Genomic DNA, 13872 nt, shown 5'->3' on the forward strand with positions numbered 1-13872 from the left:
CGAGCGTCAATGCCCTCACGGCACATATGGCGGAACTGTGATTGATACGTTTTAATCGGAGAATGCGATTCACCGCGGTGGATTTGGGCGCCTCCAGCGGGCGCGTGATGACGGCCGACCTCGCCGGCGGGAAGGTCTGGCTGGCCGAGGCGCACCGCTTCGCCAACCGGCCCGTGCGGGTGTCGGGGACACTGCACTGGGACATCCTGGCCCTGTACGCCGGCGTCCTCGACGGCCTGCGCAAGGCCGGGCCCGCCGAGTCGATCGGCATCGACTCGTGGGGCGTCGACTACGGCCTGCTCGACGGCGACGGGCGGCTGATCGGCAACCCGGTGCACTACCGCGACGGACGCACCGCCGGCGTCACGGAGCGGGTGGACCCGTACGAGGTGACCGGGTTGCAGTTCCTGCCCTTCAACACGGTCAACCAACTGCTGCGCGACCGGCTCGACCGGGCCGCGACGATGCTGCTGATCCCCGACCTGCTCGCCTACTGGCTGACCGGCGAGCCCGGCGCCGAGCGCACCAACGCCTCGACCACCGGCCTGTACGACGTGACGCGCCGCGACTGGGCCTGGGACCTCATCTCTCAGCTCAAGCTCCCCAACCGGATGTTTCCGCAGATCTCCGACACCTCCGTCACCCCGCTGCGCGAGGACGTCGCCGCCGAGATCGGCCATGACACGGCGGTCACCCGGGTCGCCTCCCACGACACCGCCTCGGCCGTGGTCGCCGTGCCCGCCACCACCGCCGCCTTCGCCTACATCTCCTGCGGCACCTGGTCGCTGGTCGGCGTGGAGCTGCCCGCCCCGGTGCTCACCGAGGAGAGCCGGCTGGCCAACTTCACCAACGAGGCCGGCGTCGACGGCACCACCCGCTACCTGCGCAACGTCATGGGCCTGTGGATCCTGCAGGAATGCCTGCGCGCCTGGGGCGAGCCCGGCCTGGACGAGCTGCTGGCCGAGGCCGGGCGGGCCCGGACCGACGCGGTCATCGACCCCGACGACCCGTCGTTCCTGCCACCCGGTGACATGCCCGGCCGCATCGCCGCCTACTGCGTCCGCACCGGCCAGCGCCCGCCGGACGGCCGCGCCCAGGCCGTACGATGCATCCTGCAGAGCCTGGCCCTCGCCTACCAGCGGGCCGTCACCGACGCCGTCCGCCTCAGCGGCCGGTCCGTCGAGGTCGTGCACCTGGTGGGCGGCGGCTCGCGCAACGCGCTGCTGTGCCGGCTCACGGCCGACGTGACCGGCCTGCCGGTGGTCGCCGGCCCGGTCGAGGCGGCCGCGCTGGGCAACGCGCTGGTGCAGGCACGGGCCCGCGGCCTGGTCGGCGAGCTGGCCGAGATGCGGGATCTGGTACGACGAAGCGCCGGCGTGCGCGTCTACGAGCCACGGGGGCACGGATGAGGACAGCGAGCATCAAGGAAGTCGCCGCCAGGGCGGGAGTGTCGCCCGGCACGGTGTCCAACGTGCTCAACCGTCCCGAGAAGGTGGCCGGCGAGACCCGCGAGCGGGTCGAGGCGGCGATCAGGGAGCTCGGCTTCGTCAGGCATGGCTCGGCGTCCACGCTGCGGGCCGGTCACAGCCGCACGATCGGCCTGTCCGTGATCGACATCGGCAACCCGTTCTTCACCGACGTCGCCGCCGGGGTCGAGGACCTGGCGAGCGATCGCGGCTACGCGGTCATCCTCGGCAACTCCTCGGGCAGCCGCCTGAAGGAGGAGCGCAACCTGCTGGTCTTCGCCGAGCAGCGGGTGCGCGGGGTGCTGATCACACCGTCCGGCGAGGACCCGAACCGGCTGGAACTGCTGCGCGACCGCGGCATCTGCGTGGTGCTCGTCGACCATCCGGCCGACCGGTCCGGTCAGTGCGCGGTCGCGGTCAACGATGTGACCGGCGGCGCCCTGGCCGTCGGCCACCTGCTGAGCGGCGGGGCCGGCCGGCTCGGCTACATCACCGGCCCGGCCGCCATCCGGCAGTGCAAGGACCGGCGGCGGGGCGCGCACCAGGCGCTGGCGGCGGCCGGTCGCGATCCGCACGAGCTGCTCGAGATCTCGATGCCCGCGATGACGGCGAAGGCGGGCCAGGAGGCGGCCGAGAAGCTGCTCTCCGACGGAGCGCTGCCCGACGCCATCTTCTGCGCCAACGACCTGCTGGCCCTGGGCGTGCTGCGCGGCCTGTTGCAGGCGGGGGTCCGGGTGCCCGGCGACGTGTCGCTGATCGGCTACGACGACATCGACTTCGCCTCGGCCTCGGCCGTGTCGCTCAGCTCGATCCGGCAGCCGACCTACCAGCTCGGCCGGGTGGCCACCGAGCTGCTGCTGGACGAGTGCGACAACCCGGAGACCCACGCGCACCAGCAGATCATGTTCCAGCCGGACCTCGTCGTACGGGAATCCACGAGGTAGGTTGTCCCCTTAACCGGACAAACGGGGTTGATCATGTCAAATGGCGCTCGTCATGCTCTCGGAATCGTCGCCGGGTTGGTCCTCCCTCCGCTGATCGCCGCAGGCCTGTCGTACGGCGTGGCCGAGGTCCTCGCCGGCTACCAGCGGTTCGTCACCTCGTGGACCGGACTCGGGGTGCTCGCCGTCGCGGGCGTCCTGCTCGCCTTCCTGGCCGGCTCGCGGCTCTCGCCGGTCTCCTCGCTCGTCGGCGGGCTCCTGTTCACCGGGTTCGGCGCCGTACCCGTGCTGGAGACGCGCGGCCTGGGGGTGCGGCCCGAGACGTGGATCGGCGACCAGTTCCGGTCCGGGTACATGACCCTCGGCTACACCGGGTTCTTCCTCTTCCTCGGCGTCGCGTTGCTCGTGGTGTCGGCCTTCCCGTCACGCTGGCGGTCAGCGCGTCCGCCGGTGGTGACGCCTGGCCACTACTCGCCGGGCCACGACCACGGCCCGCCGTACCAGGGCCAGTCGTACCAGGACCCGTCCCACCAGGACCCGTCCCACCAGGACCAAGGCCCGTCCTATCAGGGCCAGGGGCAGTCGTACCGCGAGCAGGGCTCGGCCTATCAGGATCCGGGCCCGCCATACCGCGCTCCGGGACCGTCGTACCGTCAGCCACCGCCAGAGGACGCCACGCGGCCGATGCACCGCGAATGACAGGTGTCCGGCCTGGCAGAATGCCGGGCATGCGCGACACGAAGATCGGCGACTTCCTGACCCTGCTCGCGGACCGCGTGCCCGCGCCCGGAGGCGGCGCCACCTCGGCCCTGCACGCCGCGCAGGCCGCCGCGCTGCTCGGCATGGTCGCCCGCTACAGCACCGGCGACAGGTACGCCGAGTTCTCCGAGACCATCGCCGCCGTCATGGCCGAGACCGACACGCTGCGCGAGCGGGCGCTGCTGCTGGCCGAGGAGGACGCCGCCGCGTTCACCGCCGTCACCGACGCCTACCGGCTGCCCGAGGGCGACGAGCGCGGCGCGGCCATCTCGGCCGCCCTCGCCGGCGCGGCCGAGCCCCCCGCCCGGGTCGCCGAGACCGCCGGGCGGCTGGTCTCGCTCTGCGAGACGCTGCTGCCGATCGGCAACCGCGACCTCCTCGCCGACGTGGCCGCCGCGGCCGAAGCCGCCCGCGCCGCGCTCACCACGGCCCGGGTCAACGTCGAGGTCAACATGGCCGGCATCAAGGACGCCCAGGTCCTCTCCTCTCTCCACGACCGCCTGGCCGTCGTCGACGTGGCCATCGGCAGAGCCGAAGGCGTGACCGCCGAAGTGCGCGAGGAACTCGCCCGATGACCGCAGAGCTGGGCCGCTCCACCGTGGTCGGCAAGCCGCCGGCGCACCCGCTGCTCGACGGGCACGCCACGGCGGCGCCTACCCCTCCGGGCACGGCGTGAGGCGACGGCTGCCGCCCCGGTTCGGCCGGAAGGCGGCGGATGAGCAGAGCGGCGCCCTCGCGGGCGGGCGGATCCGGAAGATGGAGTATCACGGTGCGTGAAGTCCTGATCGTGCAGAACAGCAGGAGCGGCGGCCCCGGCCGGTTCGGCCGCTGGCTGGAGGACGCCGGGCTGCGGCTCGACGTGCGCCACGCCTACGACGGCGACCCCGTGCCCGCGAAGCTCGAGCACGACGCGATGGTCATGCTGGGCGGCGGCTACCTGCCCGGCGACGACGACCGGGCGCCGTGGCTGGCGCCGACCAGAGACCTGGTCGCCCAGGCCCTGGCCGAGGACGTGCCGCTGTTCGGCATCTGCCTCGGCGGGCAGATGATCGCCGAGGTCGCGGGCGGCGAGGTGACGGGCAACGCGGGCGCTCCGGAGAACGGCAGCGTCCCGGTCACGATCCGGCCCGAGGCCGCCGGCGACGAGCTGTTCCACGACCTGCCTCCGGTGGTGCCCGCCATCGAGCACCACGTCGACGCGATCACCGGGCTGCCGCCGGGCGCCGTCTGGCTGGCCGAGACGGCCGCGTGCCCCTACCAGGCGTTCCGGGTCGGCGATCGGGCATGGGGCGTGCAGTTCCACCCCGAGGTGGTGCCCGCGCGCATCCGCCAGTGGGAGGTCGCCGGGTTCGATCCCGACGAGGTCTACGCCGGGGCCGTGGCCGACGAACCGGTCTCCACGCCGATCTGGCGCGAGGTCACCACCCGCTTCGCCAAGCTCGTCTGACCGTCCGCGCCGCTGGTGCAGGCGCTGACTCGGCCACGGGGCCATTTGGACCGCTATAGCGGAATATTTCTTCTATAGTGGAGAATGTGGATGTTGAAGGGCTCGGCGCTCGGCTGCGCGCGCAGCGCAACCGTCGCGGGCTCAACCTCGACGCGCTGGCGAGCCTCAGCGAGGTCAGCCGCAGCATGATCTCCGACATCGAGCGCGGGACGAAGCTGCCCACCGTGCTGGTCCTGGCTCGCCTCGCCACCGCGCTCGGCGTCACCGTGTCCCGGCTGCTCGGCGAGGAGCAGCCCGAACGGGTCATCATGCTGCGCGCGGCGGAGCAGCCGGCCATTCGCGATGCCGCCGGCTGGCAGCGGCGCATTCTGTCGCCGAACCTGCCCGGCGTCGAGTTCGAGTTCATCCGCACCACCGTGCCGCCGGGCGTGACGCTCGGAGCGTTCGCGGCTCACGCTCCCGGCTCCCGTGAGTACGTCGCCGTCGAGACGGGGCGGCTCACGGTGACGCTCGACGGCGTCTCCCACACCCTCGACACCGGCGACGCCCTCTACTACGCCGGTGACCGCACGCACGCCTTCGCCAATCCCGGCGACGTCGAATGCGTCTACTACACCGCGATGCACGTGGCCATCGACGATCATCACGCAGTCCTGGAGGATCTGTGACCGCACTGGACATCCGGCCGATCGACCCCGCGTTCCTGCCCCAGGCGCCCGGCGACTACACGCACGGCACCATCATCACCGGGGCGCGCCGCATGGTGTTCGTCAGCGGCCAGGTGCCCTGGGCGGAGAACGGGAAGGTCCCCGAAGACTTCGACACCCAGTGCCGGATCACCTGGCGCAACGTGCTCGCGGTGCTGGCCGAGGCCGGCATGGGCGTGCGCAACCTCGCCAAGGTGACCATCTACCTGGCCGACCGCCAATACCGTGAGGCGAACGCGCGCATCCGTACGGAGATCCTCGGCGGTCACACGCCCGCGCTGACCATCATCATCACCGACATCTACGCCGAGGAGTGGCTGCTGGAGATCGAGGCGATCGCCGTCGACGGATAGACCGGCGCGAGGCGGGTCGCCTCGCTGGAGGAGTTCGTCCCCGGGCCCGGATCGTTGTCACCGGGTGAAGGCGGGCCGACGTGCGATCGGTCCGCTGGCCGAGCGACGAGGCGGACCCCTTCAGGTGACCGGATGGCCGCTCAGCTCGTGTACGAGTCGTAGCCGAGTTTGGCGGCGACGGCGAGGCCGCAGGCGGCGGCCAGGTAGCGGAGGCTCTGGCCGGGCAGCCGGCGGGCGATCTTCGGACCGAACCAGCCGCCCACCAGGAACCCGGCGGCCAGCGGCACCGCCGCGCCCCAGTCGACCGGGCCGAACAGCGCGAACCCGGCCGCCGCCACCGCGTTCGCCAGTCCGGACAGGACGTTCTTGAGGGCGTTGGACTTGGCCGGAGTCTGGTCGATCATGGCGCTCAGCACGGCGAACATCAGGATCCCGCCCGCCGCGCCGAAGTAGCCGACGTAGATGGCCACGGCGAACAGCGCGATCCGCATGAGCACCCCGTGTTCGCCGTGCGAGCGGCCCGAGGGCGGGCGGACCAGCAGCAGCGAGGCCGCCGCGATCAGCCAGGGCGCGATCAGCTCGAACGTCCGCGAGGGCGTCACCAGCAGCAGGAACGCGCCCGTCGCCCCGCCCAGGGCGGTGACCCGGCCGAGCCTGATCACCCGGCTGCCCTGCCCGGCGAGCTCCGGCCGGGAGCCGAAGGCCGCGCCGAGACCGGTGAACAGCAGCGCCACCGTGTTGGTGACGTTGGCGGTCAGCGGCGGCAGCCCGAAGGCCAGCAGGGACGGGTAGGACACGATCGACGCGAGGCTGACCACCGTGCTGACCACTCCGGCCGCCACGCCCACCCCGAGCAGGCCCAGGGCCTCTCCGACGATCACCTGGACATGCTAGGCCGTGTCCGTTTTGTCCACACGGCCAGGCCAACGCGATCCGCCTGGCGCGATCAGGCCAGCACGATCAGGCCGGCACGATCAGGCCGGCGCGATCAGGCCGGCGCGATCAGGCCGGCGCGATCAGGCCGGCGCGATCAGGCCGGCGCGATCAGGCCGGCGCGAACGGGCTACGCGTTGCGCACGCCCGCCGCCGCGCGCAGGCCGACGGCGCGTTCGCGCATCTCCACCTTGCGGATCTTGCCGGTGACCGTCATCGGGAACGTGTCCACGACGTGCACGTACCGGGTCAGTCATAAAACGGAACTAGTGGGCAGCCCCGGTCATTCTCTCGAAATTCTCGCCGTGTCGGTCGCGGGCCGTTCACCGGCGCCTCACCGCACGGGCAAGGCCCGCGGTCACGCCCATCGCGAGCATGGCGGCACCGGCCGCGGCCACCAGGCGGCGCTGGCGGGCGATGCGGCGCTCGATCTCGGCGTAGGGCGTGGTGGTGAACGACACCAGCTCGTAGCGGGACACGTACCGGCCGGGCAGCAGCCGTTCGAGCGCGTGCTCGGCTCGCTTGCCCGCCAGGAACAGCCGGGAGCCGACCTTGTCGCGCATCTCCACGAAGTTGTCCAGGGCCAGCCTGGCGATCACGTCGGTGTCGGCCTTGCGCCGTTCGAACAGCTCCAGCGCCCGGGGGAAGTCGTCGCCGGTCTCGTCGAGGCAGCGGTCGAGCTCGACGCAGTCCTGGAATCCGCAGTTGGCGCCCTGCCCGTAGAACGGGACGATGGCGTGGGCGGCGTCGCCGACCAGGCCGACCGTCATCCCGGCGGTGGTGACGTGCCAGGGCGAGCAGCGCACGGTGACCAGGTGGCCGACCGGGTTGGCCTGGTAGGCGTCGACCAGGTCCGGCATCAGGCCGAGCGCGTCGGGGTAGTGCTCGGCGAAGTGCGCCCTGATCGCGCGGGGGTCGTCGAGCCCGGCCAACTGATCGTGCGGCCAGAACAGTGTGCAGGTGAACGAGCGGTCGGCGTTCGGCAGCGCGATCATCATGGACCGGCCGCGCGGCCAGATGTGCAGCGCTCCCGGCTCCATCGCGAACGCGCCGTCGCGGGCCGGGATGCTCAGCTCCTTGTAGCCGTAGTCGAGATACTCCTGGCTGAAGTCCGTTCCTGGCAGCGCCTGCAACCTGGCGCGGACCGCGCTGTACGCGCCGTCGGCGCCGATCACCACCCGCGCCCTGACGGTGGTCGCGCCCGGCTCGAACTCCAGGTCGCCGGTACGCTCGTCCAGGCCGGTCAACCGGTGCCCGAAGCGCACCTCGACCCCGGGCATGGCGGTGGCGACGTCGAGCAGCCTCCTGTTGAGGTCGGCGCGGCTGATGGAGTTGATCGCGTGGCCGCGGTCGACGCTGTACGGCTGGAAGGTCAGGGAGCCGTCGGGGGCGTGCATCATCCGGCCGGGCATCGGGATCGCCTCGCCGAGCACCTCGCGGTCGAGGCCGAGGCGGCGCAGCGCGTCGATGCCGCGTTCGGAGACGGCCAGGTTGATCGACCGGCCCCGGTCCGCGCCCCGCTCGCGCGGGTCGTCGCGGCGCTCGTACAGGATCACGCGGTGGCCGCGGCGGGCCAGGAAGCAGGCGAGCAGGCAGCCGACGAGTCCCGCACCGACGATCGTGACCTCCACCACTCCTTCGTACGGCGGAGCGGCGGGGATGTCCAGCTATCCCCGAGGCTCGCCGTACCACCGCCAGGTGGTGAGACGCGGGCGGCCGGGCAGCTCGGCGCGCCCGGTCGCCCACAGCAGGGCGAGCCAGGGGTCGGGGGTGCGCGGGGCCTCGGGGAACAGCCGCGCCAGCACGCGCTCGCACAGGCCGGCCGGCGGCTTCCAGGTCAGGCCGAGCCCTTCGGCCAGGTCATGGGTGTGCACCAGGGTCTCCACGACGCCCATCGCGGCGAAGCCCTCCGGATCCGCCGCCCCGAACCCATGGTGGGCCCGGATCTCCGGCGGTGTCGTGCGGACCATGGCGACCAGTAGCGCGCCGCTCGCCTCCAGCACCTGCAGCAGCCCGGCCGGTCCCGCCGCGCGGTCGGCGTGGATGGCGTTCTTCGGGCCTCCGGGACGTCGGCTCTCCCAGACGAACGGCACCTCGCCGTCCATCGGCGGGGTCCTGGGGCCGAGCTGGGCGGCGTAGGCGAACAGGTCGTCGCTCAGGTGCTCGACGGTCTCCCAGCAGTCCCACTCCAGCGAACCGGCCTTGCCGTCCCACGCCTGTGGCGGCGCCTCACGGAGCGTCTCGACGGCGAGGCGTACGGCTTGGTCGACGTCGTCCACGGTCACCGGTGGGGGTGCGGCTTGGGCTGGTTCGGGCATGGCTGGAACCCTATCGCCCGGCCCTCGGCCGCGCCTCTCGGGACCGCGTGCTCCGGACCGCAGCGCTCCAGGTCGCGCGCGTCCGGTCGTGGTCCGGACGGTCGTGGTGCGAACGGTCGCGGTCTGGACGGTCGTGGTCTGGACGGTCGTGGTCTGGACGGTCGTGGTCTGGACGGTCGTGGTCTGGACGGTCGTGGTCTGGACGGTCGTGGTCTGGACGGTCGTGGTGCGTTAGTGGAGTGTTTCGGTGATGGCTAGGGCGGTGGTGCGCCAGATGGGGGCTCGGGGGTCGATCACGGCGAAGTGATCGCCGGACATTTCCAGATATGTCACGTCATCTCCGGCCTCGCCGGCGGCCCTGGCGTACCGGCGAGCGAAGTCGACGAGGTCGAGTTCGTCGCCGGAGCCCTGGACGACCAGTTGGCGCACCTTGAGCGGCAGCCGGAGTAGCGGGCTGGCGGCGCCGTACAGCCGCGCTCCGGCGTCCGGGTGCGTGCCGAGCGCGGCGGCGACGGCGCCCGAGCCGAGCCAGCGCCTGTCCGCCTCGACCAGGTCGAGCATTCCCGCGAGCGACACGGCCAGCGAGACCCGCGCCCCGTCGGCGGCGGCCCGCAGGGCGAGCTGGGCCCCGGCCGAGTGTCCCACCACGGCGACCCGGTCGAGGTCGACGGGCGCGTCCACGCCGGCCAGCGCCTCCAGACCGGCGGCCACGTCGTCGGTGGTCGCCTGCCATCCGTGCGGGTCGGGGCGGCGGTATTCGAGGTTCCAGACGGCGAACCCCCGGTCCACGAGGTCGAGCGCGAGCGCGTCCATGAGGTCGGCGGCCCACACCGAGCGCCAGTTGCCGCCGTGCACCAGCACCGCGACCGGCGCCCCCACCGGCCCTGCCACTCCCGCCGGTCCCGACGAGGACACCGACTGCGCCACTCCAGCCGCCCCCTCCGACCCAGGCCGTCCCGGCGACTCCGCTGACTTCGCCGACCGCGCCGAATCCGCCGATCGCGCCGAGCCCCCCGACCGTACCGAATCCGCTGATCGCGCCGAACCTTCCGACCGTACCGAATCCGCTGATCGCGCCGAACCTTCCGACCGTACCGAATCCGCTGATCGCGCTGAGCCCGGCGAGGGCGTCTGAGCCGCCGGTCCTGCCGGTCGTGCGGGGAGGTACAGGTCGGCCCACTGGTCGCGGTGGTCGCCGTACGGGATGCGGCGGCGCGGGTGGCTCAGCCGGTGCACCGCGTGGCGGATGGCCCAGGCGAGTCCCGCGATCCCCCGCCCGTGCAGATGCGTGGCCCCCTCCCCCACCTCGGCGTCGTCCACGCGGGCCAGGTCGAGCCAGACCACCGGCCCGGCGACCCGGCCCATCAGCGCCCGTACCTGGGCCGAGGGGCCCGGGACGGCGACGACGGCCGTGCCCGAGCCTCCGGCGCGTTCCGTACAGGAGAGGACCTCGGCCGCGTCCCGCGCGTGCACGATCGTGCCCGGCACGCCGAGAGCGGCGAACTCGCGCTCGGCGGTCTCGCCGAGCAGGGCGGGATCGGCGATCAGGCCTGGCCCGATGACCACCAGAGCATCCCTCATGAATCCCGACACTACAGAACATGTCGTCTCTGGACCCTTATTTGACCTTGGTACGGCATGAGGATTCGGGGACGCAGCCGCCGCCTCCCCCGCAAGCACGTCCCGCGCATCGACGACCACCAGCAGGCGGGCCGGGTGAGCCCGCGCCTGGGAGCGGGTCGGAAGATCGCGTAGGTTGGCCGGGTGCGCGTAAACCAGCTCCACCCCTGGCCGACGAGTGTCGCGGAGGCGGAGGCCGTCCAGGATCGCCTTCGCGTTCACGTCGAGCCGACCGGGCCCACCGACTTCACCCTGGTGGCGGGCCTTGACGTGCACTACCACGGCGACGACGAGCTGACCGCCGCCGTGGTGGTGCTCACCTCCGGCACGCTGTCGGTGGTGGAGCAGGTGGTGGTGCACGGTAAGGCGGCCTTCCCGTACGTTCCCGGGCTGTTCGCCTTCCGCGAGCTGCCCGCGCTGGTGGAGGCCCTCGAACGCCTCACGGTCACGCCCGACCTGCTGGTCTGCGACGGGTACGGCGTGGCGCACCCGCGCGGATTCGGCCTGGCCTGCCACCTCGGCGTGCTCACCGGCCTGCCCGCGCTCGGCGTCGGCAAGACCCCGTTCGTCGGCACCCACACCACCCCGGGCCGGGAGCGCGGCTCGTGGACCCCGATCGTGCTGGCCGGCGCCACGGTCGGCCGCACGCTGCGCACGCAACGCGCCGTCAAGCCGGTGTACGTCTCGCAGGGGCACCGCATCGACCTCGACACGGTCACCGACCAGGTGCTGCGTCTCGCTCCCCGCTTCCGCCTCCCGGATCCCATCCGCAAGGCCGACCATCTCGCCCGCCACGGCGCCTGACCCACCCTCGCGGGTCTGGTCGCGAACGCTCGCCCGGAACGCCACCCGAGCGGCGACCGTTCCCGGCCCGCACGAACGGCGAACCTGTCCTGCCCGGCGGTCGCCAGGGCAACCGGCGCTGTCCGGCTGGCGGCGTCGTCGCCGGGCCGTTGTTCGTCACGGTCGTGCTGGTCCAGGCGTTCACCCGCGAGGGGTACGACCGTCAGGACCAGCGGACAGGGATCGCTGCCGGTCGCCTGGTCAGCGGCGCCAGGACCAGACGACCAGCCAGACGCTGAGCCCGAAGAGCGTCATCCCGAGCGGCACGTGCAGGGACACCTGGCCCGTGCCGCCCAGCATGGACTGGACGAACCCGAGCAGCAGCGCCGCCAGGCTGACCAGCGCGGGCCAGCCCGCCCCGCGCCCCGGCCGCCACAGCAGCACGGCCACGATGAGCTGCACCAGACCCAGCACGTGCACGGCCGTCGCGCCGGATCCGTGCATGTTGCCGGTGCCCCCGCCCATCAGCTGTCCGGCCGTCACCGCCTGGACGAGCACCGAGAGCATGCTCAGCGCGGCGACGATCCTGAACGCGGTCAGGTATCCGCTTCCCTTGGCGACCTGGGTGACCACTGGACTCTCCTTAGACTCGTGAGCTCCCCATGATCGGGCCCGGGCCGCACCCGGGCATCCGCCGCCCGTAGTCATTCGAGCTACTCCGACGGTCGTATGCCACCGTCCCCAGAGGGAGGCGGGCAGGTCAAAGGCCGGAGTGTTTCCGAAGGGGTCAGAATGGCGCCGGGCGTCAGCGCCTCGGAACCAGAGGCCGATGGCGAACGCCGCCGTCGCCTCCAGCAGCACCGCCCGGTCGAGCAAGCCGCCGTCCACCGGGGTGCGGCCCAGGTCGTGACCAGGGCACGGATGGACGCCGGCGCCGCCGGGTCGGCACCGCACGGGGTGTTGAACGCCTGCGGCTGGGTGCCCTCCTCTCCCCTGTCCGCCTGGCCGAAGTCGAGGAGGGGGCCGTCCAGGTCTGTGGCCACGATGCGGGGAGGGAGCACTCCTCGCTCATCCCGGCCCGCCCCGTTCGCCGGGGCGCCGCGCCGGCGCCTGTGTCGGGCTAGACGCGCATCTCGGACGGGAGCAGGGTCGTCGCGTTCAGCAGTTCGACGCCCAGTAGCTCGCCCGAGTCGCCGTAGTCGAGCACGACGTCGTCCACCGTCTCCTGGCGTACCGCCTCGCCGGGCACGAGTTCGCTCTTCAACGCGATGTAGGCGACGTCGACGGTTTTGTCCCAGGTGACCTGGACGGTCTGCGCGCGCCGCCCGCCGGGTTCCTCCTCCCAGCGCAACAGCCCCTCCTTGAACTCGTGCGAGCCCGCGAGCGCGGCCCGCACCGTCACCAGCACGAGCTCCAGCGCCTGCAGGGAGTCGACGCCGGTGACCTTGCGCTCGTGCTCCCAACCGGCCAGGCCGTCGATGCGGTAGGGGCACGACCATTCTCCCGTCGGCTCCTCGAAGGGCACCCCGACCGCGACGGTCACCTCACCCGGCGGCTCGGTGGCGAGCGTCAGCGTGCGGCGGGCGATCTCGTACATGAAGGGTGATCTACCCCGGCCGTGGGGTCCGCAAGACTTGCCGGATGAGTACCGTGGGTTCCATACCGCCGCGGCCGAAACCCTTCCAGCACGTGGCCGGCCCGGATTACTCTGCGTACGTCCATGAGGGGGGCACAGTGATGTATGAGCCGTTCGGGACCAGGCTGCGAGCCAGGCTCGACAAGTACGGGCCACTCTGCGTGGGCATCGACCCGAGCCCGGAGCTGCTGGAGGCGTGGGGCCTCGACGACTCGCCCGCCGGGCTGGAGCGCTTCAGCCGCACGGTGGTCGACGCCGTGGGCGACGTCGCGGCCGTGGTCAAGCCGCAGTCGGCGTTCTTCGAGCGCTGGGGCAGCCGCGGCATCGCGGTGCTCGAAGAGATCATCGCCGACCTGCGCGACGCGGGCACGCTGGTGCTCCTCGACGCCAAGCGGGGCGACATCGACATCACGATGGCCGCCTACGCCGAGGCCTACCTCGACCACGGCAGCCCGCTCGCGGTCGACGCGGTGACGCTCAGCCCCTACCTGGGCTTCGGCTCGCTGGAGGGCGCGATCACCTCGGCGATCGCCAACGACGCCGGCGTCTTCGTGCTGGCCCGCACCTCCAACCCCGAGGCGGCCGCGCTGCAGTCGCCGGTCGCCGGTCAGATCTTCGACGGCGTCGCGGCGGCCAACGCGGGCCGCGCGCCGCTCGGCCCGGTCGGCGTGGTCGTCGGCGCCACACTGCCGTCCCTCGACCACCCGCTCGACCACCTCAACGGCCCCATCCTGGCTCCGGGGCTGGGCGCCCAGGGCGCCTCTCCCGCCGACCTGGCCCGCCTGTTCGGCCGGGCACGGCACGCGGTCGTGCCTTCGGTGTCACGTGCCGTGCTGGCCGACCCGGAGAAGATCAGGGATCTGACGCTGCGCTACCGCGACGACTGCGCCCACCACCTGTCCCTCTGAC

Annotated in this window: 16 protein-coding genes; 10 read left to right on the forward strand and 6 right to left on the reverse strand. The window is 72.4% G+C overall.

The features are described 5' to 3' along the window. Positions 1 to 62 precede the first annotated feature (62 nt). From AB0C16_RS33015 to AB0C16_RS33045, 7 genes are all read left to right on the forward strand, one after another. Positions 63 to 1409, forward strand: coding sequence for a rhamnulokinase family protein (locus AB0C16_RS33015; RefSeq protein WP_357688754.1), 1347 nt, complete (start codon positions 63 to 65; stop codon positions 1407 to 1409). Then, positions 1406 to 2410, forward strand: coding sequence for a substrate-binding domain-containing protein (locus AB0C16_RS33020; RefSeq protein WP_357688756.1), 1005 nt, complete (start codon positions 1406 to 1408; stop codon positions 2408 to 2410). Before AB0C16_RS33015 ends, AB0C16_RS33020 begins: the two co-directional genes overlap by 4 nt. Before the next feature lie 75 nt (positions 2411 to 2485). After that, a complete protein-coding gene (locus tag AB0C16_RS33025) occupies positions 2486 to 3106 on the forward strand; it encodes a hypothetical protein (RefSeq protein WP_357688758.1) in 621 nt (206 codons plus the stop codon). Between the two features lie 29 nt (positions 3107 to 3135). After that, a complete protein-coding gene (locus AB0C16_RS33030) occupies positions 3136 to 3741 on the forward strand; it encodes a cyclodeaminase/cyclohydrolase family protein (RefSeq protein WP_357688760.1) in 606 nt (201 codons plus the stop codon). A 194-nt stretch (positions 3742 to 3935) separates the two neighbouring features. Beyond that, positions 3936 to 4613: a type 1 glutamine amidotransferase gene (locus AB0C16_RS33035; protein WP_357688762.1), complete on the forward strand. Its 678-nt coding sequence runs from the start codon at positions 3936 to 3938 to the stop codon at positions 4611 to 4613. Positions 4614 to 4699: 86 nt separating this feature from the next. Then, positions 4700 to 5281 (forward strand): XRE family transcriptional regulator, encoded by a 582-nt coding sequence (locus AB0C16_RS33040; protein WP_357688764.1) that lies wholly within the window; start codon positions 4700 to 4702, stop codon positions 5279 to 5281. After that, positions 5278 to 5673 (forward strand): RidA family protein, encoded by a 396-nt coding sequence (locus AB0C16_RS33045; protein WP_357688766.1) that lies wholly within the window; start codon positions 5278 to 5280, stop codon positions 5671 to 5673. Before AB0C16_RS33040 ends, AB0C16_RS33045 begins: the two co-directional genes overlap by 4 nt. A gap of 140 nt (positions 5674 to 5813) precedes the next feature. On the opposite strand, the gene AB0C16_RS33050 is transcribed toward AB0C16_RS33045, so the two are convergent. The 3 genes from AB0C16_RS33050 to AB0C16_RS33060 form a co-directional block, all read right to left on the reverse strand. After that, complete coding sequence (locus tag AB0C16_RS33050) at positions 5814 to 6554, reverse strand: sulfite exporter TauE/SafE family protein (protein WP_357688768.1); 741 nt, start codon at positions 6552 to 6554, stop codon at positions 5814 to 5816. A 375-nt stretch (positions 6555 to 6929) separates the two neighbouring features. Further along, positions 6930 to 8237, reverse strand: coding sequence for an NAD(P)/FAD-dependent oxidoreductase (locus tag AB0C16_RS33055; protein ID WP_357688770.1), 1308 nt, complete (start codon positions 8235 to 8237; stop codon positions 6930 to 6932). Positions 8238 to 8273: 36 nt separating this feature from the next. Beyond that, the gene (locus AB0C16_RS33060; protein WP_357688772.1) at positions 8274 to 8924 is read right to left on the reverse strand and encodes a maleylpyruvate isomerase N-terminal domain-containing protein; all 651 of its coding nucleotides are present in this window, start codon (positions 8922 to 8924) and stop codon (positions 8274 to 8276) included. Positions 8925 to 9012: 88 nt separating this feature from the next. On the opposite strand from AB0C16_RS33060, the gene AB0C16_RS33065 reads away from it, so the two are divergent. After that, complete coding sequence (locus tag AB0C16_RS33065; RefSeq protein ID WP_357688774.1) at positions 9013 to 9159, forward strand: hypothetical protein; 147 nt, start codon at positions 9013 to 9015, stop codon at positions 9157 to 9159. Here the strand turns inward: AB0C16_RS33065 and AB0C16_RS33070 are convergent. After that, the gene (locus tag AB0C16_RS33070; protein ID WP_357688776.1) at positions 9156 to 10505 is read right to left on the reverse strand and encodes an alpha/beta hydrolase fold domain-containing protein; all 1350 of its coding nucleotides are present in this window, start codon (positions 10503 to 10505) and stop codon (positions 9156 to 9158) included. The genes AB0C16_RS33065 and AB0C16_RS33070 overlap by 4 nt on opposite strands. Before the next feature lie 183 nt (positions 10506 to 10688). Between AB0C16_RS33070 and AB0C16_RS33075 the strand changes: the two genes are divergently transcribed. Beyond that, on the forward strand, positions 10689 to 11348 hold the full coding sequence (locus AB0C16_RS33075; RefSeq protein WP_357688778.1) for an endonuclease V: 660 nt from the start codon (positions 10689 to 10691) through the stop codon (positions 11346 to 11348). A gap of 240 nt (positions 11349 to 11588) precedes the next feature. Here the strand turns inward: AB0C16_RS33075 and AB0C16_RS33080 are convergent, their stop codons facing one another. Together AB0C16_RS33080 and AB0C16_RS33085 are read right to left on the reverse strand one after the other, a co-directional pair. Then, positions 11589 to 11960, reverse strand: a complete 372-nt coding sequence (locus AB0C16_RS33080) for a hypothetical protein (protein WP_357688779.1) — start codon at positions 11958 to 11960, stop codon at positions 11589 to 11591. A 487-nt stretch (positions 11961 to 12447) separates the two neighbouring features. Then, a complete protein-coding gene (locus AB0C16_RS33085) occupies positions 12448 to 12924 on the reverse strand; it encodes a DUF2283 domain-containing protein (RefSeq protein ID WP_357688781.1) in 477 nt (158 codons plus the stop codon). A gap of 140 nt (positions 12925 to 13064) precedes the next feature. Here AB0C16_RS33085 and pyrF point away from each other — a divergent pair, with 140 nt between their 5' ends. After that, positions 13065 to 13871, forward strand: a complete 807-nt coding sequence (gene pyrF / locus AB0C16_RS33090; RefSeq protein WP_357688783.1) for an orotidine-5'-phosphate decarboxylase — start codon at positions 13065 to 13067, stop codon at positions 13869 to 13871. Position 13872: the final 1 nt, after the last annotated feature.

Source organism: Nonomuraea sp. NPDC048916 (assembly GCF_040649575.1).
Taxonomy (GTDB): Bacteria; Actinomycetota; Actinomycetes; order Streptosporangiales; family Streptosporangiaceae; genus Nonomuraea.

What these genes read in the sequence shown, in the direction of transcription:
- AB0C16_RS33085 (WP_357688781.1), bottom strand. Translation starts at nt 12,924, where the DNA reads ATGTACGAGATCGCCCGCCGCACGCTGACGCTCGCCACCGAGCCGCCG.
- AB0C16_RS33015 (WP_357688754.1), top strand. Translation starts at nt 63, where the DNA reads ATGCGATTCACCGCGGTGGATTTGGGCGCCTCCAGCGGGCGCGTGATG.
- AB0C16_RS33030 (WP_357688760.1), top strand. Translation starts at nt 3,136, where the DNA reads ATGCGCGACACGAAGATCGGCGACTTCCTGACCCTGCTCGCGGACCGC.
- pyrF (WP_357688783.1), top strand. Translation starts at nt 13,065, where the DNA reads ATGTATGAGCCGTTCGGGACCAGGCTGCGAGCCAGGCTCGACAAGTAC.
- AB0C16_RS33060 (WP_357688772.1), bottom strand. Translation starts at nt 8,924, where the DNA reads ATGCCCGAACCAGCCCAAGCCGCACCCCCACCGGTGACCGTGGACGAC.
- AB0C16_RS33070 (WP_357688776.1), bottom strand. Translation starts at nt 10,505, where the DNA reads ATGAGGGATGCTCTGGTGGTCATCGGGCCAGGCCTGATCGCCGATCCC.
- AB0C16_RS33020 (WP_357688756.1), top strand. Translation starts at nt 1,406, where the DNA reads ATGAGGACAGCGAGCATCAAGGAAGTCGCCGCCAGGGCGGGAGTGTCG.